The sequence below is a fragment of the Nonomuraea jabiensis genome, assembly GCF_014204795.1.
Lineage (GTDB): Bacteria > Actinomycetota > Actinomycetes > Streptosporangiales > Streptosporangiaceae > Nonomuraea > Nonomuraea jabiensis.
Map to the genome: position 1 here is coordinate 12,016,049 of NZ_JACHMB010000001.1, position 20,755 is coordinate 12,036,803.

The 20,755-nt window shown below is 70.8% G+C and carries 17 protein-coding genes; 12 read left to right on the top strand and 5 right to left on the bottom strand.

What is annotated here, in order from left to right; genetic code table 11:
- Nucleotides 1–74: 74 nt before the first annotated feature.
- Nucleotides 75–767 carry an HAD family hydrolase gene (locus HD596_RS54820; protein WP_185077320.1) on the top strand — a complete coding sequence of 231 codons (693 nt, stop codon included), beginning with the start codon at nucleotides 75–77 and terminating at the stop codon, nucleotides 765–767.
- On the opposite strand, the gene HD596_RS54825 is transcribed toward HD596_RS54820, so the two are convergent.
- Together HD596_RS54825 and HD596_RS54830 are read right to left on the bottom strand one after the other, a co-directional pair.
- Nucleotides 731–1,717 (bottom strand): aldo/keto reductase, encoded by a 987-nt coding sequence (locus HD596_RS54825; RefSeq protein WP_185077321.1) that lies wholly within the window; start codon nucleotides 1,715–1,717, stop codon nucleotides 731–733. The genes HD596_RS54820 and HD596_RS54825 overlap by 37 nt on opposite strands.
- 94 nt (nucleotides 1,718–1,811) lie before the next feature.
- Nucleotides 1,812–3,011, bottom strand: a complete 1,200-nt coding sequence (locus tag HD596_RS54830) for a cytochrome P450 family protein (RefSeq protein ID WP_185077322.1) — start codon at nucleotides 3,009–3,011, stop codon at nucleotides 1,812–1,814.
- A 315-nt stretch (nucleotides 3,012–3,326) separates the two neighbouring features.
- On the opposite strand from HD596_RS54830, the gene HD596_RS54835 reads away from it, so the two are divergent.
- From HD596_RS54835 to HD596_RS54845, 3 genes are read left to right on the top strand one after another with little or no spacing between them, the layout of a single operon-like run.
- Nucleotides 3,327–3,965, top strand: coding sequence for a hypothetical protein (locus tag HD596_RS54835; protein WP_185077323.1), 639 nt, complete (start codon nucleotides 3,327–3,329; stop codon nucleotides 3,963–3,965).
- A gap of 53 nt (nucleotides 3,966–4,018) precedes the next feature.
- Nucleotides 4,019–5,104, top strand: a complete 1,086-nt coding sequence (locus tag HD596_RS54840) for a serine/threonine protein phosphatase (protein WP_313047694.1) — start codon at nucleotides 4,019–4,021, stop codon at nucleotides 5,102–5,104.
- Between the two features lie 35 nt (nucleotides 5,105–5,139).
- The gene (locus HD596_RS54845) at nucleotides 5,140–5,652 is read left to right on the top strand and encodes an NUDIX hydrolase (protein WP_185077324.1); all 513 of its coding nucleotides are present in this window, start codon (nucleotides 5,140–5,142) and stop codon (nucleotides 5,650–5,652) included.
- Between the two features lie 93 nt (nucleotides 5,653–5,745).
- On the opposite strand, the gene HD596_RS54850 is transcribed toward HD596_RS54845, so the two are convergent.
- Nucleotides 5,746–6,591 (bottom strand): SMP-30/gluconolactonase/LRE family protein, encoded by an 846-nt coding sequence (locus tag HD596_RS54850; RefSeq protein WP_185077325.1) that lies wholly within the window; start codon nucleotides 6,589–6,591, stop codon nucleotides 5,746–5,748.
- 181 nt (nucleotides 6,592–6,772) lie between these two features.
- On the opposite strand from HD596_RS54850, the gene HD596_RS54855 reads away from it, so the two are divergent.
- The 7 genes from HD596_RS54855 to HD596_RS54885 all read left to right on the top strand — a co-directional run bounded on the left by HD596_RS54855 (nucleotide 6,773) and on the right by HD596_RS54885 (nucleotide 18,201).
- Nucleotides 6,773–9,895 (top strand): S8 family peptidase, encoded by a 3,123-nt coding sequence (locus tag HD596_RS54855; protein ID WP_185077326.1) that lies wholly within the window; start codon nucleotides 6,773–6,775, stop codon nucleotides 9,893–9,895.
- 564 nt (nucleotides 9,896–10,459) lie between these two features.
- Entirely contained in the window at nucleotides 10,460–12,523 is a 2,064-nt protein-coding gene (gene ligA / locus HD596_RS54860; protein ID WP_185077327.1) for an NAD-dependent DNA ligase LigA, read from the top strand.
- A 314-nt stretch (nucleotides 12,524–12,837) separates the two neighbouring features.
- Nucleotides 12,838–13,494 (top strand): HNH endonuclease family protein, encoded by a 657-nt coding sequence (locus HD596_RS54865; protein ID WP_185077328.1) that lies wholly within the window; start codon nucleotides 12,838–12,840, stop codon nucleotides 13,492–13,494.
- A gap of 272 nt (nucleotides 13,495–13,766) precedes the next feature.
- Nucleotides 13,767–14,534 (top strand): ABC transporter ATP-binding protein, encoded by a 768-nt coding sequence (locus tag HD596_RS54870; protein WP_185077329.1) that lies wholly within the window; start codon nucleotides 13,767–13,769, stop codon nucleotides 14,532–14,534.
- Nucleotides 14,519–16,339: a hypothetical protein gene (locus tag HD596_RS54875; RefSeq protein ID WP_185077330.1), complete on the top strand. Its 1,821-nt coding sequence runs from the start codon at nucleotides 14,519–14,521 to the stop codon at nucleotides 16,337–16,339. Before HD596_RS54870 ends, HD596_RS54875 begins: the two co-directional genes overlap by 16 nt.
- A gap of 36 nt (nucleotides 16,340–16,375) precedes the next feature.
- Nucleotides 16,376–17,584: a sensor histidine kinase gene (locus HD596_RS54880; protein WP_185077331.1), complete on the top strand. Its 1,209-nt coding sequence runs from the start codon at nucleotides 16,376–16,378 to the stop codon at nucleotides 17,582–17,584.
- Nucleotides 17,581–18,201 (top strand): response regulator, encoded by a 621-nt coding sequence (locus tag HD596_RS54885; protein WP_185077332.1) that lies wholly within the window; start codon nucleotides 17,581–17,583, stop codon nucleotides 18,199–18,201. Before HD596_RS54880 ends, HD596_RS54885 begins: the two co-directional genes overlap by 4 nt.
- Here the strand turns inward: HD596_RS54885 and HD596_RS54890 are convergent.
- Entirely contained in the window at nucleotides 18,198–18,413 is a 216-nt protein-coding gene (locus HD596_RS54890) for a hypothetical protein (protein ID WP_185077333.1), read from the bottom strand. The two genes, HD596_RS54885 and HD596_RS54890, sit on opposite strands and share 4 nt — an antisense overlap.
- A 171-nt stretch (nucleotides 18,414–18,584) precedes the next feature.
- Between HD596_RS54890 and HD596_RS54895 the strand changes: the two genes are divergently transcribed.
- A complete protein-coding gene (locus tag HD596_RS54895) occupies nucleotides 18,585–19,247 on the top strand; it encodes a class I SAM-dependent methyltransferase (protein ID WP_185077334.1) in 663 nt (220 codons plus the stop codon).
- Between the two features lie 30 nt (nucleotides 19,248–19,277).
- Here the strand turns inward: HD596_RS54895 and HD596_RS54900 are convergent, their stop codons facing one another.
- Complete coding sequence (locus tag HD596_RS54900; protein ID WP_185077335.1) at nucleotides 19,278–20,645, bottom strand: sensor histidine kinase; 1,368 nt, start codon at nucleotides 20,643–20,645, stop codon at nucleotides 19,278–19,280.
- Nucleotides 20,646–20,755 lie beyond the last annotated feature (110 nt).

Genomic DNA, 20,755 nt, shown 5'->3' on the forward strand with positions numbered 1-20,755 from the left:
AGCACCACGGAGAGTAACCACTTAGTAGACGCTCAACACTTCGCAGCGGGATGCCCTGGCATAATCGGGCAACCATGGGCATCCTGCACATCTTCGACATGGACGGCACCCTCCTGGCCGGAACCACCGCCAGTCTCGAGATCGCCCGCCACACCGGCACCACGCCGCGGCTCCTAGAGATGGAGGCCCGCTTCGCCGCCGGCGAGCTCGACACCCGGGGCTTCTCCGCCGCCCTTCCCGGCCTCTGGGCCGACCTCACCCCCCAGGTCGTGGCCGCCGCCTACGCCGCCGCCCCCTGGCTCGGCGGCATCGCCGAGGTCTGCGCCGACATCCGTGCCCGCGGCGAGCACTCCCTGGTCATCACCATGGCCCCGGACTTCTTCGCCCGCCACCTGCTGGAGCTGGGCTTCGACGAGGTCGCCGCCTCCACCTTCCCGCCCCTGCCCTTCACCGCGCCCCTGGACCCCGGCGGCGTCCTGACGCCCGCCGACAAGGTCCGCATCACCGACCGCACCCGCGCCCGGCTCGGACTCGGCCGCGACCAGTGCCTTGCCTACGGGGACTCGATGTCGGACGCGCCCCTGTTCCGCCACCTGCCGCACACCGTCGCCGTCAACGCCGACCACCACCTCGCCGACCTCGCCGCTCTGGACTACCGCGGCGACGACCTCACCGAGGCCTACCGCCTGGCCCGCACCCTGCTCCCCACCGCCACCCCGACGGCTTGCGGTCAGCGGCCGTCCAGCAGGTGGACCGCGTCGCCGTAGATCGCCGGGCTCCGGTCCACCTCCTCGACGAAGTCACGGGGGAAGCCGAGCTCGAACTCCACCGCCGACTCCAGCCGCCGTACCGCCTCCTCCGGCAGCGCCATCCCTGACGCCCCCAGGTTGTCCTTGAGCTGGTCCACGGTGCTCGCCCCGACGATCGGATGCACCCCGCGCCCGAGCACCCATGCCAGCGCCACCTGCGAGGCCGTGACGCCCAGCTCGCCGGCCACCTTGACGACCACGCGCGCCGCGGTCCGCTCCCGCTCGCTGAGGGAGTCGGGCGACACGCGGGAGGCCGGCGCGCCGGGCTCGTTGTACCTGCCCGACAGCACGCCGCGTTCGAGCGTCCCCCACGCCGTCACGCTCATCCCGTACGCCTGCGCCATCGGCAGCAGCTCCCGCTCCACGTCCCGGCGCAGCAGGCTGTACGGCACCTGCAACCCCGCGAACGGCGTCCACCCGCGCCACTCCGCCAGGGTGTTGGCCCGGCTGGCCAGCCAGGCCGGGGCGTCGGAGATGCCGGCGTAAAGGATCTTCCCGGCGCGCACGGCGTCGTCCAGCGCGCGCATCGTCTCCTCGATCGGGGTGTGCCGGTCCCAGACGTGCACCCAGAACAGGTCGACGTAGTCGGTACGCAGCCGGCGCAGGCTCTGCTCCAGCGACAGCACGAGGTTCTTGCGGTGGTTGCCGGCGGCGTTGGGGTCGGTGCGGTCGCGGCTGCCGGTGTACTTGGTGGCCAGGACGAAACGGTCACGGCGTCCTTGGAGCAGCTCGCCGACGACGTTCTCGCTCTCGCCGTACATGGAGGCCGTGTCGACGACGTTGCCGCCGGACTCGGCGTACAGGTCGAAGATGCGCCGCGCCTCCGGCGACACCTCGCGGTAGGTCATCGCGCCGAGGAACAGCTCGGAGACCCTGAGCCCGGTCCGGCCCAGCAGACGGTAACGCATGCACAGCACCTTTCAGCCACTCGGCCTCCCATGATCTACGACCCGGACACGAGCGTCGAATCCCGAAAAATCCGCCTACGCGGCGGAGGGCGCCTTATGAGGTCCGTATGGGCAGGCTGGTCAGGCCGTGCATGAGCAGCCCCGGACGCCAGGCCAGCCGCTCCTCGGGGACGGCGAGCCGCAGGCCGGGGAACCGCTCCAGCAGGTGGCGGAAGGCCACTGCGCCTTCGGTCCTGGCCAGCGGGGCGCCGAGGCAGTAGTGGATGCCGTGCCCGAACGCGACGTGCTGGCCCGGCGGCCGGGTGACATCGAGGCGATCGGCGTCGGCGAACTGCGCCGCGTCCCGGTTGGCCGACAGGAAGGACACCAGCACGAGCTGCCTCGCCGGGATCTGCGTGCCGCCGATGGTGACGGGCTCCTTGGTGAACCTGAGGGTGGACGTGCTGACCGGCCCGTCGTAACGGAGGAACTCCTCGACCGCCGCCGGCAGCAGGCCGGGGTCCGCGCGGAGCTTGGCGAGCTGGTCGGGGTGGCGCAGGAGCGCGAGCGCCCCGTTGCAGATCAGGTGCACGGTCGTCTCGTGGCCGGCGACCGTGAGCAGGAACGCGGTGTCGACGAGCTCCCGCGCGCTCAGCGCGCCCTCCTCGTCCTGGGCCTGCACCATGGCGCTGAGCAGGTCGCCGGCCGGCGCGGCCCGCCTGGCCTCGCAGAGCTCGGCGAGGTAGGTGGTGAACTCGGTGGCGGCCCGCACGACCACCTGCGGGTCCAGTACGGCGCCCTCGATGGTGGTGTTGGACCACTTGATGAGCTGCGGCCAGTCGTTCTCGGGGATGCCGAGCAGCTCCCCGATCACCATGGCGGGCAGGGGCACGGCGTAGTCGTGCAGCAGGTCGAACTCCGGGCCCACCTTGTCGAGGAGGCTCGCGCTGATCTGCTCGACACGGGGGCGCAACGCCTGGACGCGGCCCGCCGTGAACACCTTGCCCACCAGCCGCCGCAGGCGCGCGTGGTCGGGCGGGTCGACGAAGAGCATGTTGTGGGGCACCACGGCCTCGTAACCGCTGCTGTCGCCGCCCTCCAGCTCGTTCGACTTGATCATGTCCGGGTTGTTCGTGAAGTCCTTGCTGAGGCGGGGGTCGGTGCAGGCCGCCTTGACGTCCTCGTACCGGCTCACCACCCAGACCCGTACGCCCTGCGGGGTCGCGGTGCGATAGACCGGGCGTTCTTCGCGGAGCCGCGCGAATACGGAATGCGGGTCACGCAAATAGTCCTCATCGAACAATGTCTCGATCATCCTCGCCCCTTTCGCGCATGGAATGGCCGGCGTCCACCTTATGTTCATGATCGGCCCCATGCCATTTCCGTTTACCGGCCCCTGTTTTCGGACCGGCCGAAAACAGGCGACGACAGTGGTCCGTGGCATGATCTACACGGAACCGAGCGGGGGCTATCCACAAAAGGCATGACGATGACCGTCGAAAACCGTCGCAGGCGCGCCCGGATATACAGCGTCCTCGCCGTTGTAGCCGTGGCCGCGGCTTCCGTATATCTGAGTCACGGCACGGGCGAGGTGAGCCCGGAACCCGAACCGCGGACCGCGGTGGCGCCCGTGACCACGAGCGCCCCGGAGACCACGGCCCCGGAGACCGCGGCTCCGGAGACCATGGATTCGGAGCTGGTGGAGTCCTGCGAGGACGCCCCCGACGAGAAGAGCTGCGCGAAGGAGGAGGCGACGTACGAGCGCTGCGCGGCGTCCGGCTTCGCCGGCGGCAGGTGCCGCGGCAGCAGGGCCCTCGACCGCGACCAGCGGGCATTCGTGGCCGACTGCGACCGTGCCGAGGTGGACCCGCCCCCGTGCCCGAAGATCACGGAGTTCGTCGCGAACGCCTACCGGTACTGCCGGTTCCTGGGCAGGTCGACGCTCCGGTGCGACAGAGCCGCCAGGTACGCCGCCTGCATTCACCGGGGCGGCGGGTTAATCTGCACCTTTGCCGCGCCGGTCTACCGCGCCTGCCAGGCGCGGAGCGTCAACGGCGCGAAGATCCCTCGCCGCTTCTGCCTCGAAGGTGACGTTCAGTACCAGAGATGCAGACACGCGTACACCCTCGGCTCGGGCCGCGACTTCTGCCGGCCGGCGGCGGCCGTCTACATCGACTGCCGCCCGGGGGCGGGGGTCCAGGTGTGCGAGCAGGCGCAGGGCGACTACGCCAGGCGCACCATCGCCATCTTGCGCGAGCGGCGAGGGTGACAGGGTAGCGTCTGACAGGCAAAGTTGATCAAGAAGGGTGCCTGCCATTGGACGTGCAACACACCCCGCCGGGCATGTCGCAGAGCGAGCGTGTCCACCGGTACAGCGAGGTCGCCAGCGCGTTGGCGTTGCACAGTGACCGGCAGCTCGCCGAGTCGCTGGAGCAGGCGCAGGTCCTGGGCTCGGGGATCGGCGGCACCTCCGTACTGTTGACCGTCGACGGCGTGCCGGTCTTCGCCAAGCGAATCCCGCTGACCGACCTGGAGCGCCGCGCGGGCAACGTGATGTCCACCGCGAACCTGTTCGGGCTGCCTCCGTTCTGCCAGTACGGGATCGGTGGGCCGAGCTTCGGTGCGTGGCGTGAGCTCGCGGCCAACGTCATGACGACCAACTGGGTCCTGGCCGGGCGCAGTGCGGCCTTTCCGCTGCTGTATCACTGGCGGGTGCTGCCGGGGGCGCCGCCGCCCACCGATCAGCACGCCGACGTCGAGGCGGTCGTGCGGTACTGGGACGGATCGCCGGGGGTACGGGATCGTCTCCACGCCCTTGCCCGGGCCTCGGCCGGAATCGTGCTGTTTCAGGAGTTCATCCCGTACAACCTCCACGACTGGCTCGCCGCTCAGCTCACCGCCGGCCAGGACGCCGCGATAGCGGCGAGCGCCATGGTCGAGTCGTGCCTGCGCACCGACGTGGCCTTCATGAACGGTCAGGAGCTGATGCACTTCGACGGCCACTTCGGCAACATCCTCACCGACGGTGAACGCCTGTACATCGCCGACCTCGGACTGGCGACCTCCTCTCGGTTCGACCTGTCCACGCAGGAGATGGGATTCCTGGCGCGCAACCGTACGCACGACATCGGTTACGCGCTGATGCGGCTGGTCAACTGGCTCGTCACCCACATCTGCGGGGTGACGGTGCCGCCGGACGGCATACCGGTACAACGCAACGAGTACGTCCGCGCGTGCGCGGACGGCATGGATCCCGCCGGTGCCCCGCCGGCCGTAGCCGAAGTGATCCGCCGGTACGCGCCCGTGGCGGCGGCCGTGAACGACTTCTACTGGCACCTGTACGGCACCAGCAGGACCACGCCGTTCCCGAACGAGAAGATCGAACGGGCCATGAGCGCGATGGCATGATCCCCCGCCCGCAGCATCACCGTGGAGATGACGCGATGAGCGAAGTGATCTCTCGGGCGTCAGCCCGAGTCCTGCTGATCGACCCCGCCGGCCGGATCCTGCTCTACCGGGGCAGGTTCCTGCAGGTGGAGGGGCTCCGCTACGCCTGGTTCACGCCGGGAGGCGGCGTGGATCCCGGCGAGAGCGAGCAGCAGGCCGCCGCCAGGGAACTGCGGGAGGAACTCGGGCACATCGTGGCCCCGGAAGCGCTTGGCCCGGTGGTGGCGACGAGTGAGGGCCCGTGGTCGGAGGGCGGGCGGCGCTTCTTCTCCCGCGACTTCTACTTCCTGCTGCGCGTGGACGGGCTGGACGTGGACACCTCCGGCATGGACGAGGAGGAGCGGGCGGTGACCGACCGCTTCCACTGGTGGACCCAGGCCGAGCTGGCCGGGCCGCCGCCTGATGGGGAGGAGGTCGTGCCCCGGGAGCTCGGCCCGCTGGTGGCGCGGCTCGCGGCCGGGGATCTCCCGGCCTCGCCGATCGCGCTGCCGTGGCATCTACCGTCCTGATCGAAAGCGGCATCCCGACGCGGGCCGGCCTCGGTCCCGGCACCGTGGTCAGCGCACCGGACGCGCCGGCTTCGCGCCGTACCGTGATCCCGATCAGGGTCTGCCGGCACCAGGTACGGAAACGGCGAGGGTCAGGATCTGCCCGGTGCGAGGTCCGGTGGTCAGCCGCTGGAGGTTGTCCACGACGCCATCGGACTCGCGCCACTCGGCGGTCAGGACGAACAAGGTACGCCGGTCCGGACCGCCGAGCATCAACGCGAACGGTGCCTGCTCCTCCGCCAGTTCGATGCTTTCGAGGATCTTGCCGCCCTCGGCGACGCGGGCGATCGTGGACCCGCCGGTGGAGACCCATACCGCGCCTTCGGCGTCCAGGCAGATGCCGTCCGGGGCGACGCCGTCGGCGAAGATCCGCCGGTTGGACAGCCCGCCGTCCGCGTCGATGTCGAACGCGGTGAGCCGCCCGGCGAACGACTCGGAGATGATCAGCGTCCGGTCGTCGGGCGTGATGACCATGCCGTTGGGGAACTGGATGTCGTCGGCGACCTGGCGCAGTTCGCCGTCCGGGGTGACGAGCTTGATGTAGCCGGGCTCGGGCGCGCCGCCACCGGCGAAGTCGAAGTCCGCCCCGTTGATGTAGATGTTGCCGCGCCCGTCCACGACGATCTCGTTGCCGCCCTGTTCGGCGACGGTGACCGTCGACCCGTCCGGCTCTTGGCGGCGCAGCCTGTCCCCGGTCATCAGCAGCCTCCCGTCGGGCAGCCAGTCGATGGAGTATCCCATCGGCACCGGGCCCCGTACGGATGCGACCTCTGACGTGCCCTCAAGATCGACGGCCACGACTTCCCTGGCGATCCAGTTGCAGAACCACAGCCGGCCCTCGTGCCACCGCGGCGACTCAGGAATCCCCAGGCCCGTCAGCAGGACCTTCGGCTTGGACATGACGCCTCCTCTCTTCGCCCGGCTGCACCGACCGCAGCCCGGCTTTCCTGCCCTCTACACGAACAGCCGCCTCCCCGATCGACACGATGACCTCAGGCGCGCGAAGTTTCTTGACCATACTTCGTTGAAAGGAGTATGGTCACTTGCCGCATTCAAGATCACCTCTTGCTGGAGGAAGTTCATGAGCTTAGGCGGCATACTCGCGTCCGCGCTCCTCGCCAGTACGATCACCGTGGCACCCCCGCCGGACCGGCCCGCGACCAGCACGACAACCGGCGCGGCGACCGGCGCCGTCACCCTGATCACCGGCGACCGCGTCGTGGTCACCGGCGGAAACGTGCAGGTTGAGCCCGGGCCGGGCAGGCAGACGGGATTCGCCCGGCAGGTGATCGAGGGCCACCTGCATGTGATCCCGTTCGACGCCCGCCCCCTGCTCGCCCAGGGCGTCCTGGACCGGCGCCTGTTCGACGTGACGCAACTGCTGCAATGGCGGTACGGCGACGCCGACCGCCCCGACATCCCCATGATCACCCAGTCGGTGGACGTGCCGGGGACACGGCGGCTCGCCGGGCTCGGCATGTCCACGCTCCGGGTCTCGAAGAAGAACGCCGCCCAGACCTGGAAGGACCTGACCGGCGGCGGCGCCCGGGCGCTGGCCGCGGGCAAGGCCAAGCTCTGGCTGGACGGCCTGCGCCCCTGGACCCTCGACAAGAGCGTCAAGCAGATCGGCGCCACCGAAGCCTGGAAGCAGGGCATGACCGGCAAGGGCGTCACGGTCGCCGTGCTCGACTCCGGCTACGACCCCGATCACCCCGACCTCAAGGGCGTGGTCGCCCACGAACGGAACTTCTCCGACGAGCCAGACATCCGCGACAACCTCGGGCACGGCACTCACGTCGCCTCCATCGTGGCCGGAGCCGGCGAGCAGTACCGGGGAGTGGCGCCCGGCGCGCAACTCGCCATCGGCAAGATCGGCGGCCGCGCCGGCGCCTCGGACTCCGCGATCCTGGCGGGGATGGAGTGGGCCGCGACCGAGATCAAGGCCAAGGTCGTCAACCTCAGCCTGGGTGGCCCGGACACCCCGGAGCTCGACCCCATCGAGCAGGCGGTGAACACGCTGTCCGAGCGGACCGGCACGCTGTTCGTCATCGCCGCGGGGAACAGCGGCGGCCAGTTCCCGGTGTCCAGCCCCGCCAGCGCCGACGCCGCCCTGTCGGTCGGCGCGGTCGGCGACGACGACCAGATCGCCGGCTTCTCCAGCAAGGGACCCCGCGAGGGCGACCACGCGATCAAGCCGGACCTCACGGCCCCCGGCGTGGCCATCATGGCCGCCCAGGCGGGCGGTACGCACGTGGAGTACAGCGGCACCTCGATGGCCGCACCACACGTGGCCGGAGCCGCGGCGATCATGGCGCAGCGGCACCCCGGCTGGACCGGCCGGCAGCTCAAGGCCGCCCTCATGGGCAGCGCCACCCCCACGCCGGGCGCCAGGCCGTACGAGCAGGGCACTGGCCGGGTCGACCTCGTACGGGCCCTGGCCCAGCAGGTCGTGGCCGAGCCCGCCAACGTGTGGGCCGCCTTCCCCTGGGACGGCCAGGGCGAGCGCGTCTCCACCAAGACGATCACGTACACGAACTCCGGCGACGCCTCGGTCACCTTGGACCTCAGCACGCAGGGCGGCGAGGTGCTGAAGCTGTCCGCGCAGCGCCTCGAGGTGCCCGCCGGCGGCACGGCGTCGGTCACGCTGACCATCGACGCCACCGGCAAGGCCCCGGGCGACTACCCCGGCGTCGTCACCGCCACTTCGGGACAGGGCGAGATCCGTACCCTGGCCGGGGCGTACGTCGAACCGGAGTCGTACGACCTGACCATCTCCGCCGTCGGCCGGGAGGACGATGTTCCTTTCGTCTTCGCCCAGCTCTACGACCCCGAGACCGGCGCCGTCCGGACGCCGGTGTTCCAAGGCGGCACGGCCAGGATCCGGCTGCCGGAGGGACGGTGGAACCTGTACGCCGACATCGCCGAGTCCGGCTCGCTGACGATCACCCACGCCACCGTCCGGATCGATGACGGGGACCAGCAGATCACGCTGGACGCCCGCCAGGGCCGGCCGGCGAGCTTCACCGTCGACGACCCCGCGGCCACGCCCAGGAAGGTCGTCGACTTGGCCATGAGGTTCGGCAAGTGGTCGATCGCCTGGCGGGCCTTCGACCTCGACCCCACCCGCGAGGTCTACGCCGTCCCCACGCGCGAGGCCGGGCTGAGCTACCAGCTGAGGTCCGTCTGGGACTCCACGAGCGGCTCCCTCTATGACCTGGTCGACCACCGCACCGGCGGTCTCCCGGCGGACATGGGACAACGAGCCAGGCGTGCGGAGCTGGCGGAGGTGGAGGCGACGTTCCTCGCTTCCGGTGTCGCGGCGCAGGGGCGGCCGTACTTCACGCCCAGACTCGACGACGAGCTGGGCGGCGGCCTGTACGCGACGCTCCAGCGGGACGTGACGCTCCCCGGCACCGCGACCTACTACCGCACCCCCGGCCTCACCTGGGACAGCGCCTGGGTCACGAGCACGTCGCGGGTGTGGGACGCCGGCAAGGTCATCAAGCGCGGCCGCACCAAGGAGGTGTGGAACGCCGCCGTCACCGGCCCCTCGTTCGCGCAGCCGAACGGGACCCGCACGGGCGACGAGCTCTCCTTCGACGCCGGCCGCCTCTTCGCGGACGGCGTCGAGGGCCGGACCGGCGCGGACGACGCCGCCACCGGCACCGCGACCCTCACCCGTGACGGCCGGACCATCGCCGAGACCGCGCCGGCCGGCTGCCGGTCCAAGCCCTGCCTGCTCACCGCCGCGCTGCCGTCGGAGCAGGGCCGGTACACGCTCACCACCTCGATGCGCAGGCAGGTGCCGGACACGGCGCTGTCGTCGACCGTGGAGTCCGCCTGGACCTTCACGTCCGCGAACACGCCGGAGGCGCGACCGCTCCCGCTGTTCGCGGTCCGGTACGCCCCGAGCGGCCTCGACTCGTTCAACCGCGCCCGTCCCGGCACGGTGACCAGGGTGCCCGTCCGGGTGGAGCGCAACCCCGGCGCACCCCAGGCCAAGGTGAAGTCGCTCCGGCTGGAGATGTCCTCGGATGACGGTGCCAGCTGGCTCCCCCTGCCGAGCATCCCGACCGGCTCCGGGTGGACGGCCTCCGTGCCCAACCCGCGCACCGCTGGATTCGTCTCCCTGAGGGTCACGGCGACCGACACGTCGGGGACGACCGTCAAGCAGACGGTTATCCGCGCCTACTCCGTCAGCTGACGGGGCTGTGAGGGGCCCGGCGCTTGCCGGGCCCCTCACCTGACGCCGAAGCCCTGGCGGGTTGATCATCCCGATCAACGGCATCCGGCCGCTTGCGCCGTTCACCCGGCGCGACCTCCGATGTCCGCGAGCTCGACGCGCGCACGGCAGAGCGGCGATGATCGCGATGGCGAGCGTCCGTCGTGGAGAGGCGGCGGGCGATCCACCGATCCACGGACCAGCCGACGACGAGAGCCCATCGCGGCGAAGCGGCAGGCGACCCAGCGACCCACGAACCAACCAACGGCGAGCGCCCATCGCGCGAACCAACCGACTACGAGCGCCCATCGCGGCGAAGCGGCGGGCGATGCGGCGGCTCATGGACCGGTCGGTGCCGCGCCCGCGAACGCCTTGCTCAGGGGCCTGGTCCGGGCTGCTCGATGGTGGCCCGCAGGTTGCCGGTGCCGGTCTCGTCCAGGCGTCCGGAACGCCGCCGCCCGACATGCTGCTGAGCGAGCGAAACCCCTGCACCGGACACCGTCGCCCAGGCTCGAAACTGTCGGTCGCGACCGGCATGGTGGTGCCATGACCGAGACGCTCCCCTTCACCGTCCTCGCCGACGACACGGCCTACGCCGAGGCCGTCCAGCTCGCCGTCGACTCCGCCGCCGCCTACTACGCCGACGGCACCTCCGCGCTTGACGACGACGCCTACGACCGGTTGGTGCGGGGCATCCAGGCGTACGAGGAGGCGCACCCCGAGGCGGTGCTGCCGTCGTCGCCGACCGGCAAGGTGGCCGGTGGGGCCGTGGTGGGTGACGTGCCGCACACGGTGCCCATGCTGAGCTTGGACAACGTGTTCGGCGCCGAGCAGCTCGCCGACTGGGCGGCCGGGCTGGAGCGCCGGCTGGGCCGCCCGGTGACGGCGTGGAGCGTGGAGCCCAAGCTCGACGGGCTGGCGATCTCGGCCCGCTACCGGCACGGGCGGCTGGCGCAGCTGGTCACGCGGGGCGACGGCAGCGCGGGCGAGGACGTCTCGCACGCCATCGGCACCATCGTCGGGCTGCCCGACCGGCTGGCCGACCCGGTCACGGTGGAGCTGCGCGGCGAGGTCATGATGACCACGGCCCAGTTCGAGGCGGCCTGCGCCAAGCGGCAGGCGCACGACGGCACCACGTTCGCCAACCCGCGCAGCGCCGCCGCGGGCACGCTGCGCGCGCAGGACCGGCCGTACGTGTGCGAGCTGACCTTCTTCGGCTACGGCGTGGTGCCGCCGCCCGACGACCACTCCGAGCTGGCGGTGCGGCTGCGCGAGCTGCCGCACAGCCAGATCATGGACTGGGTGGCCGCGCAGGGCGTGCAGACCACCGCCGCCACGCCGGTCGCCGGGATCGTGGCCGACGCTCTCGAGCGCGTGCAGGAGCGGGTTGGGGAGATCGCGGCGGTCCGCGCCGAGCTGCCGTTCGGCATCGACGGCATCGTGATCAAGTGCGACCTGGCGGCCGACCAGGCCGAGGCCGGGTTCAGCTCCCGCGCGCCCCGCTGGGCCATCGCCTACAAGCTGCCCGCCACGGAGAAGATCACCAAACTGCTCGGCGTGGAGTGGAATGTCGGCCGCACCGGTGTCATCGCCCCGCGCGCCGTGCTGGAGCCCGTCGAGCTCGACGGCAGCATCGTCACCTACGCCACCTTGCACAACGTCGCCGACATCACGCGTCGCGGCCTCATGCTGGGCGACAGTGTGACCGTCTACAAGGCGGGCGACGTGATCCCGAGAGTCGAGGCGCCGGTCGTCCACCTGCGCACCGGCGACGAGCGGCCGATCGAGATCCCGCAGGTCTGCCCGTCGTGCGGGGACGCGATCGACAGCTCGCAGGAGCGGTGGCGGTGCGTGCGCGGGCGCGAGTGCCGCGCGATCGCCTCCATCATCTACGCCGTCGGCCGCGACCAGCTCGACATCGAGGGGCTGGCGGAAAACCGCGTCAAGCAGATGCTCGACGCCGGCCTCATCGCCGACTTCGCCGACCTGTTCTTCCTTACGCGCGAGCAGTTGCTCGGCCTGGAGCGCATGGGCGAGACCAGCACCGACAACCTGCTGGCCGCCATCGAGCAGGCGAAGACGAGGCCGCTGAGCAGGGTGTTCGCGGCGCTCGGCGTGCGCGGCACCGGCCGGTCCATGAGCCGCCGCATCGCCCGCCACTTCGCCACGATGGACGCCATCCGCACCGCCGACGCCGAGGCCATCCAGCAGGTGGACGGCATCGGCTCGGAGAAGGCGCCGGTCGTGGTGGCCGAGCTGATCGAGCTGGCCCCGCTCATCGACAAGCTCGTCCAGGCCGGGGTCAACATGACGGAGCCCGGCGCCACGCCGCCCGCCGAAGGCGAGGAGCCCAAGGTCGAGCTGCCGCTTGCGGCGATGTCGGTGGTCGTCACCGGCACGATGACCGGTCCGCTGGCGACGCTGTCGCGCAACGAGGTCAACGAACTGATCGAACGCGCGGGCGGCAAGGCGTCCTCCAGCGTGTCGGCCAAGACGTCACTGCTGGTGGCGGGCGAGAAGGCGGGCTCCAAGCGCGCCAAGGCCGAATCGCTCGGGATCCGCATCGTCACGCCGGAGGAGTTCGCCGGCCAGGTCCACGCCTTCCTGTGAGCCCCCTGCTCTGACGGCATGGCACGGCGCGGCGCCCACGACCGGCTGGATCCTCAACGAGCACACCGCACGCAGCCCGCTCGTCGGAGGCACCTGCCCTGCTTTGGTGATCTCGATGAGCCACGCCAGGCTCATGCCCTACCGGCACCTCCCCTGGCCGGCGCGCTCGGGGCGGCGTGGGGGTTGCCGGGCGCGGGTTGGCGGGAGGCGGCCGGATCGCGCAGCTCAGGGCACCGTGTGCCATAGCGCCACATGAACATGACGCAGTGAGTGGCGCCGCCCGCAACGGGGAGTTACCGGGTATGGATGGAACCATGATCTTTTTGAGTCGGACAATCCACGTGGCCGTGCTCACCTTCCTGGTCCTCCCGATCATCGCCATCCCGCCGGCGGCGGCCGACACCCGCAAGCAGCCGCAGGCCGAAGCCGGCGCCGCGCTCGCCCGCCGCATGTTGTCCGAGTTGAAGGTCGCCAGAGCGTTATCCATCCGCGGCTATACCCACCGGCGCTTCCTGCCCCGGTGGGCGCACCACAGGGGCAAGTGCGACACCCGGGAGACGGTGCTGGCCCGCGACGGGCGACGCGTGCGCAAGAACACCGCGTGCCACCCCGTCAAGGGCCGCTGGTACAGCCCGTACGACGGCAAGTGGCTGAAGAGCGAGAGGCATGTGGACGTCGACCACGTCGTGCCGCTGTCGTACGCCTGGCGTTCCGGCGCCAGCAGATGGAGCCAGGCACGCAGGCGCGCCTTCGCCAACGACCTCACCCGCCCCGAACTGATCGTCGTCAGCCACTCCGCCAACATCGCCAAGGGCGGACAGGGGCCGCAGAGCTGGCGTCCGGCGCGCCGCGCCTACTGGTGCCGCTACGCGACCTCATGGATCACCGTGAAGCACCACTACCGGCTCTTCGTGACCAGAAACGAGAAGAAGGCCCTGCTCAACATGCTCCGCACCTGCCGGGGACGCTGACAGATCCCCCATGCCCTGGCGGTTCGGGTCGGGTGGGGTGCACGGGCGTCGCGCTCGCCGAAAGCGGTCGAGGTGCCCTCGGCTTGAGGCGGAGCCGCGCCTGTTCAGAGGCTGGTCGTGCCGGCCGGACGTGCGCCGGTGGACAGAGACGCCGTGACCCGCGACACGGACCAGCCGCCCCCGGCATCAACCGATCGGTTGATGCCGGAATCCACCACCCCGCTCCCCGGCCGGGCGATCCCTCACCCTCGCCCCCGCGCGATTCTCAAGGCATGCCAACACACCGGGAGCCCGCCCTCCGCACCGCCGGACTCCGCAAAGCCTTCGGCGACCACGTGGCCGTCGACGACATCCACCTCACCGTCCCCGCCGGATCCTTCTACGGCCTGGTCGGCCCCAACGGCGCCGGCAAGACCACCACCCTGGCCATGGCCGTCGGCCTGCTCCGCCCCGACGCCGGCAGCGCCGAGATCTTCGGCGTGGACGTCTGGCGTGACACTGTTCAGGCCAAGGCACTGATCGGCGTGCTGCCCGACGGCAACGCCATGCCGGAACGGCTCACCGGCCGCGAGGTCCTCACCTACCTCGGCCTGCTGCGTGGCCTGCAGCCCGCCGTCGTCGCCGAGCGCGCCGACGAACTCCTCCAGATCCTCGAACTCGACTCCGCGGAGCGGACCCTGGTCATCGAATACTCCACCGGCATGCGCAAGAAGATCGGCCTGGCCGTCGCCCTCCTGCATGCGCCCCGCCTGCTCGTCCTGGACGAGCCTTTCGAGGCCGTCGACCCCGTCTCCGCAGCCACGATCAGGGCCATCCTGCGCAGGTTCGCCGGCAACGGCGGCTCAGTGATCATCTCCAGCCACGTCATGACCCTCGTCGAGCAGCTCTGTGACCATGTGGGCGTCATCTCCGACGGCCGCGTCGTAGCCGCCGGGCCGCTGGCCGACGTACGCGGCGCCGGAACCCTGGAGGACGCCTTCGTCGACCTCGTCGGCGCCCGTACCGGAGGAATGGAAGGGCTGGCATGGCTCACCTCCTGACCCCCGGCCCGGCCGCCCTGGCCCAGCACATGATCCGCATGCGGCTGGCACTCATGCGCAACTCCCTGCGCGGCGACAGCGCCTCCAACCTCTACATCGGCGTCTCGCTCGGGCTGATCCTCGCCTTCGCAACGATCGCCGTCGCCGTCCTGTGGCCCGCCTATCTGCCCCTCACCCTGGCCGTGTGGCTCTCCGGCTGGATCTTCGGCCCCATCTTCATCGGGGGCGGCAACGAGGCCCTGCGCCCCGAATACTTCTCCATGCTCCCGGCCGCGCCGGGCCGGATCGCGGCGGCACTGCTCGCCGGAGCCTTCGCGGGCCCCGCGCCCGCGGTCAATCTCATCGCCCTGCTGTCCCTGCCCGTGTACGGCTGGCGCTTCGGCCCGGTCGGGGTGCTCGTCGGACTGGCGGCAGCCGTCATCACGCTCATCACCATGGTGATGATCTCCCGCGTCATCGTGGCGCTCATCGGCCTGTTTCTCAGATCCCGTACCACCGCGGCCGCCGCAGGCATCGTCACCGGCACCGCCATCGCCCTGTGCAGCAACGGCTGGGCACCCGCCGTAGCCCTCGGCGGCGCTGACACCGCCGCCTGGTCCCGGGTTCTCGTCCGCGTCCTGCCCTCCGGATGGGGCGTGGCCGCCGTCGAAGCCCCCTGGCCCCTCGCCCTCGCCATCCTCGTCGCCAACGCCGGCGTGATCGCCCTCCTCCTGGCCGCCTGGGCCGGCCTGCTGTCGCGGCGCGTCGTCTCGGCCGCCCGCGGCGGTGTGCCGCCCCGCCGCGGCGCCCCCCGCCCCTTCCCCGCCACCAGCGGCGCCCGCGTCGCCGCCGCCAAGGAGCTGCGCGCCTGGTGGCGCGACCTCGTCCGCATCCAGCTCCTCGCCACCGCCTTCTCCTACGCCCTCGTCACCCCCCTCCTGCTTCTCACCATCGACAGCTGGATCATGATCCCCTTCACGGGACTCATCGCGATCGTGATGGCCGCCGCGTCCTCGGCCAACCTCTACGGCGCCGACGGGACCGCCCTATGGCTCACCCTCATGACCCCCGGCGCGGAACGCGCCGACGTACGCGGCCGCCAGCTGGCCTGGCTCCTCATCGTCGGCCCGGCCGCCGTCGTCCTCTCCCTGGCCGGTACCCTCGTCAGCGGCCAGACCTGGGCCTGGCCGTGGGTACTCGGCCTGCTCCCCGCCCTCCTCGGCGGCGGCGCCGGGATCATCGTCCTGCTCGCCGTCACCTCGCTCGTCCCCGGCACCGACCCCCACAAGCGCGGCGGCAACCCGCTCAGCACCGGCGCCGACGAAGCCGCCCAATCCGGCCTCGCCTGGCTCGTGCTCGTCGCGGTCCCCGCAACCGCCCTTCCCACGGCCGGCGCCATCCTCCTTCACCCCTGGGCCGGCATCGCCACCGGTGTGCTGACCGGCGCCCTCAGTGCCTGGGGACTCGGCAAGATCGCCTGTCGCCGACTCGAGAACCACGGGATCGATCTGCTCAACCTCATGAAGCACGGCCCGGCACCCCAGCCCGACAAGCCCACCACCGCGGACCTCCCCCTCCACCACCGCATCGGCGTCACGATCAGCTACACCATCGCCTGGCTTCCCCTGTTCCCCCAGGGACTCGTGCCCATGATCATGAAGATCTTCGGCGTCGAGAACCCCGGATGGTTCCTCGCCCTTCATCTCCCGCCGATCTGGCAGTGGCCCACCATCATCTTCATGATTGCCCTAGGGCTGCTCATGTACGGCTACGCCATCCTGATCCCCATGCGCCTAAGCTCGTCCTCGCCGGCCACCACCAGGTGAAACCCATCCGCACCCGAGAGGAGGGACACGCCCCGGATGAACGACCCCTTCCCGCCCTCCACCTGGGAACGACGCTTCGAGCGCGTCGTCGAGATCGTCCCCTACGTCACCCTCGCGGCTTCCCTCGCCATCAGCCTGGCCTCACCCGACCAACCCGAAGGCGGGATCCCCCGCACCCTCGCGTTCACCGCCCTGGCCCTCGCCTGGATTGTCGGTGCCCGCGTCCTCCTCCCCGCCGCCGTGCGCCGGCGGAGGATCGCCGTCACCATTCACTTCGCCGGCGTCCTGGCCACCGCCGCGCTGCTGACCTTCCACAACCCCATCTTCATCATCTACTGCATCTCCGGCTTCTTCCTCGCCGCCAACTTCGCTCCCTCCAAGTGGACCTTCGCCGCCGTCGCCGCCACCTCCGTCGTCCTGTACGGATCGACGCTCGATTGGTCGCAGGCCACCATCCAGCTCATCGCCTTCCACGTGGCGATCGTCGTGGTGCAGACCATCGCCATCGGCGGCGGCCAAATCGCCGGTATCAAGATCGAGGACCGGCAGCGCAAATACCGGAAAGCAGTCAGCGACCTTCAAACCGCCCTGGAGGAGAACGCCGACCTCCACGCCCAGCTCCTCACCCAAGCCCACCAGGCCGGCATCCTCGACGAACGCCAGCGCATGGCACGCGAGATCCACGACACCCTCGCCCAAGGCCTCACCGGCATCATCACCCAGCTACGCGCCGCCCAACGCGTCGAGGACTCCGGCACCCACCTCGAACTCGCGCTCGACCTGGCCCAGGACAGCCTCACCGAAGCCCGCCGCTCCGTCGCCGCCCTCCAGCCCCACCAACTGGAGGACGCCCACCTCCCCGAAGCCATGACCACGCTGGCCCGCAACTGGACCCAGACCACCGGCGTCGACCTCCACGTCGAAGTGACCGGCGACCGCGTCCCCCTCAGCCCCGCCATCGAGGTCACCCTCTTCCGCGTCGCCCAGGAAGCCCTCGCCAACGTCGCCAAACACGCGGGCGCCACCCGCGCCGGCCTCACCCTCTCCTACACCGGCACCGTCGTCCTCCTCGACATCCGCGATGACGGCACCGGCATCCACAACCTCAACAGCAGAGGATTCGGCCTCAGCAGCATGAGACAACGCCTACGCGGCGTCGGCGGCTCCCTCGAAATCGAGAGCACGCCCGGCGAGGGCACCGCCGTCAGCGCCACCGTCCCCGCGCTCCAAGGAAACCCCCGGTGATCCGCCTCCTCATCGTCGACGACCACCCCATCGTCCGCCACGGACTGCGGGCCGCCTTCGAGGCCGAACCCGACATCCACGTCGCCGGCGAAGCCACCAACGGCCGCGAAGGCATCGACCGCGCCGCCGCACTCCAGGTCGATGTCGTCCTCATGGACCTGCGCATGCCCGAAATGGACGGCGTCACGGCCATCACCGCCCTGCGCCAATCCCACCCCCACATCAAGACCCTCGTCCTGACCACCTTCGACGGCGACTCCGACGTCCTGCCCGCCATCGAAGCCGGCGCCACCGGCTACCTCCTCAAGGACGCCCCCACCGACGAACTCCTGCGCGCCGTCCGCGCCGCAGCCGCCGGCGAGCCGGTCCTGTCCCCCTCCGTCGTGGGCCGCCTGATGGGCCAGGTACGCAAACCGGTCAAGGCTGCCCTTACCGACCGCGAGCTCCAAGTCCTCGCCCTCGTCGCCGAAGGCGCCTCCAATCGCCAGGCAGCGGCCAAACTCTTCATCAGCGAGGCCAGCATCAAGACCCACCTGCTGCACATCTACGACAAACTCGACGTCCGCGACCGCGCCGCCGCCGTGGGCGAGGGGTATCGACGAGGTTTGCTCAGCTAGTCGACCAGCAGCCCGCCTTCACAGAGCTGCGCCGGCCGTACCTCGCTGGACCTTGCCGACAGGCCGAACTGGACGGCCTCCCCGCCGTGGTGACCGGCCGCCCGGAGGACCGCCCGGGGTGCCACGCGGGCGAGCGCCGAAAGCAGGACCACCGCGTACGGTCCCCTGACCAGGGCCTCGGCGAGCAGGCGCCGGGATGGGGCGGCGACCACCGGTGCGAGTGGCCGGGCGCCATGAGATTTGGTGCCCCAGCCAGCTCCCCGGGCTGGGGCATGTCGAGATTATGGCCTTAAGTCCGATTTGTATAGCTTTGGCGAGTAATTTTCCTTGACCGCCCTTGCAAGGACGTCCCGACGCCCCGCCGCGGCAGGTATGAATAGATCATGACCGCGCGTTATGACGGGCAGGCCGAGTGGTACGACGAGTACATCGGCTCCAACGCCCACGTCACCACGCAGGACATCGTCGAGCTCCTCGGCCCCGGCGAGGGGCCGTGCCTGGACGTGGGCTGCGGCACCGGCCTCTATCTCGACGCCATCCGCTCCACCGGCCGGACCGTCGCCGGCCTCGACCGCTCCGCCGACCAGTTGCGCCTGGCCCGCCGCCGGGACCCCGCTCCCCTCCTCCAGGGCGACGCCACGGCCCTGCCGTTCGCCGCGGGCACGTTCGGCACCGTCACCGCCATCTGGGTCTCGACCGACATCCCCGACTTCGCCGGGCTGCTGCGGGAGGCGGCCAGGGTCCTGCGGCCGGGCGGCCGGCTGCTGTTCTACGGGGTGCACCCGTGCTTCAACGGCCCCCACATCGAATCCCGCGAGGACGGTGCGGTGATCATCCATCCCACGTACCGGATCAAGGGGTGGCACAAGCGCTCGCCATGGTGGCGCCAGGGCGGGGTGCGGGACCGGGTCGGGATGAGCCACGTGCCGCTGGCCGACCTCATGAACGCCTTCGTCGACGGCGGGCTGGCCATCGAGCGCGTGTACGAACCGCAGGACCGGCCCGTCCCGTCCGTACTGGCCGTCAGGGCGTTCCGGCCGGTCTGAGGGCACTCGACACGTGCTCAATATGCGGTGTCAGGCGTGCTCGGGCGCCGGGAAGACGGCCACGAAGCGGGCGCCGGGTGAGTGGTCGGCGAGGCTGAGGGTGCCGTCGTGGGCCGTGGCGATGTCGCGGCACAGGGCCAGGCCGAGGCCGCTGCCGCCCTTGTCCTTGGCGCGGGCGGGGGCCAGGCGGGTGAAGCGTTCGAAGACGCGCTCCCTGTCCTGTGGCGGGATGCCGTCGCCGTCGTCGGTCACGGTGACGATCACCTTGTCGCCTTCCACCGAGACCTCCAGGTCGATCCGGGTGGCGGCGTGCCGGGTGGCGTTGTCGAGCAGGTTGGTCAGGAGCCGGTCGAGCTGCATGGGGGAGCCGTAGACGGGGGCCGAGGCGCACAGGTCGGGGAGGATGGGCACCCGGCCGCCCGTGCGGCGGCGGATCTGGTCCTCGGCGACGCGGACCAGGTCCACCACGCGGCGCTCGCTGACCGCGCCGGCGTCCAGCCGGGCCAGCATCAGCAGCTCGTCGATGATGCCGGTCAGGCGGTCGGCGGCGGCCAGCGCCTGCTCGCCGGTGGCTCTCCAGTCGGTCTCGTCGGGGTAGGCGCTGGCCACCTCCAGCTGGGCGCGCAGGGCCGAGATGGGGCTGCGCAGCTCGTGGGAGGCGTCGGCGACGAAGCGGCGCTGGGTCTCGACCGTGCGTTCGAGGCGGTCGAGCGTGTGGTTGGTGGTGGTGGCCAGGTCGGTGATCTCGTCGCCGGTGTCGGGCACGGGTACGCGCCTGCTGAGGTCCTGGCCGGTGATCTCGGCCATCTCGGCCCGTACGCGTTCGACCGGGCGCAGGGCGGCCCCGACCACGGCCCACGCGATGCCGGCCACGCTCAGCAGGATGAGCGGGATGCCGAGGAACATCAGGACTTCTACCCAATTGAGGGCCTTGTCCACGTCGGTCAGCGAGGCCGCCCCGTACACCGTGGTGACACCGATCGGCGAGTTCACCTTCAAGGCCATGACCAGGTAGTGGGCCTCGGGCTCGGTGAGATGGCGCGACAGCGTGAGCTCGGTCGTGTAGATCTTCTCGGGCTGGTCCGCCCGGAACCTCATCAAGGTCGGGATCTCGCTCACGCCGGGGCTGGTCGCGATCACGTTGCCACGGGCCGAGACCACCTGCAGGAGCTGGACCCGCGACGGCGTCTGCAGCACCGTGTGGAACTCTCCCGACTCCAGCTCGCCGGCCACCCGGCGGACGGCCAGCTCCAGCCTGGTCTGCACGGCCCCGCGCAGGTTGGCGGGCGCGGTGGCCAGCGTGATGGCGGCCGTGATGGTGAAGACGACCGCCGCCGCCAGGGTGGCGACCGTGGTCAGCCGCGCCCGGATCGAGCGTGGAAACAGCCGTTTCGCCATCTCATTCCGACCTCCCGGTATCACCACGAGTGACGCTCACCTGTGGCTCCCCTCAGCAACATGATGGCTGATCTGCGGATATACGGGTACCGGGTCGCCAGCTAATACTC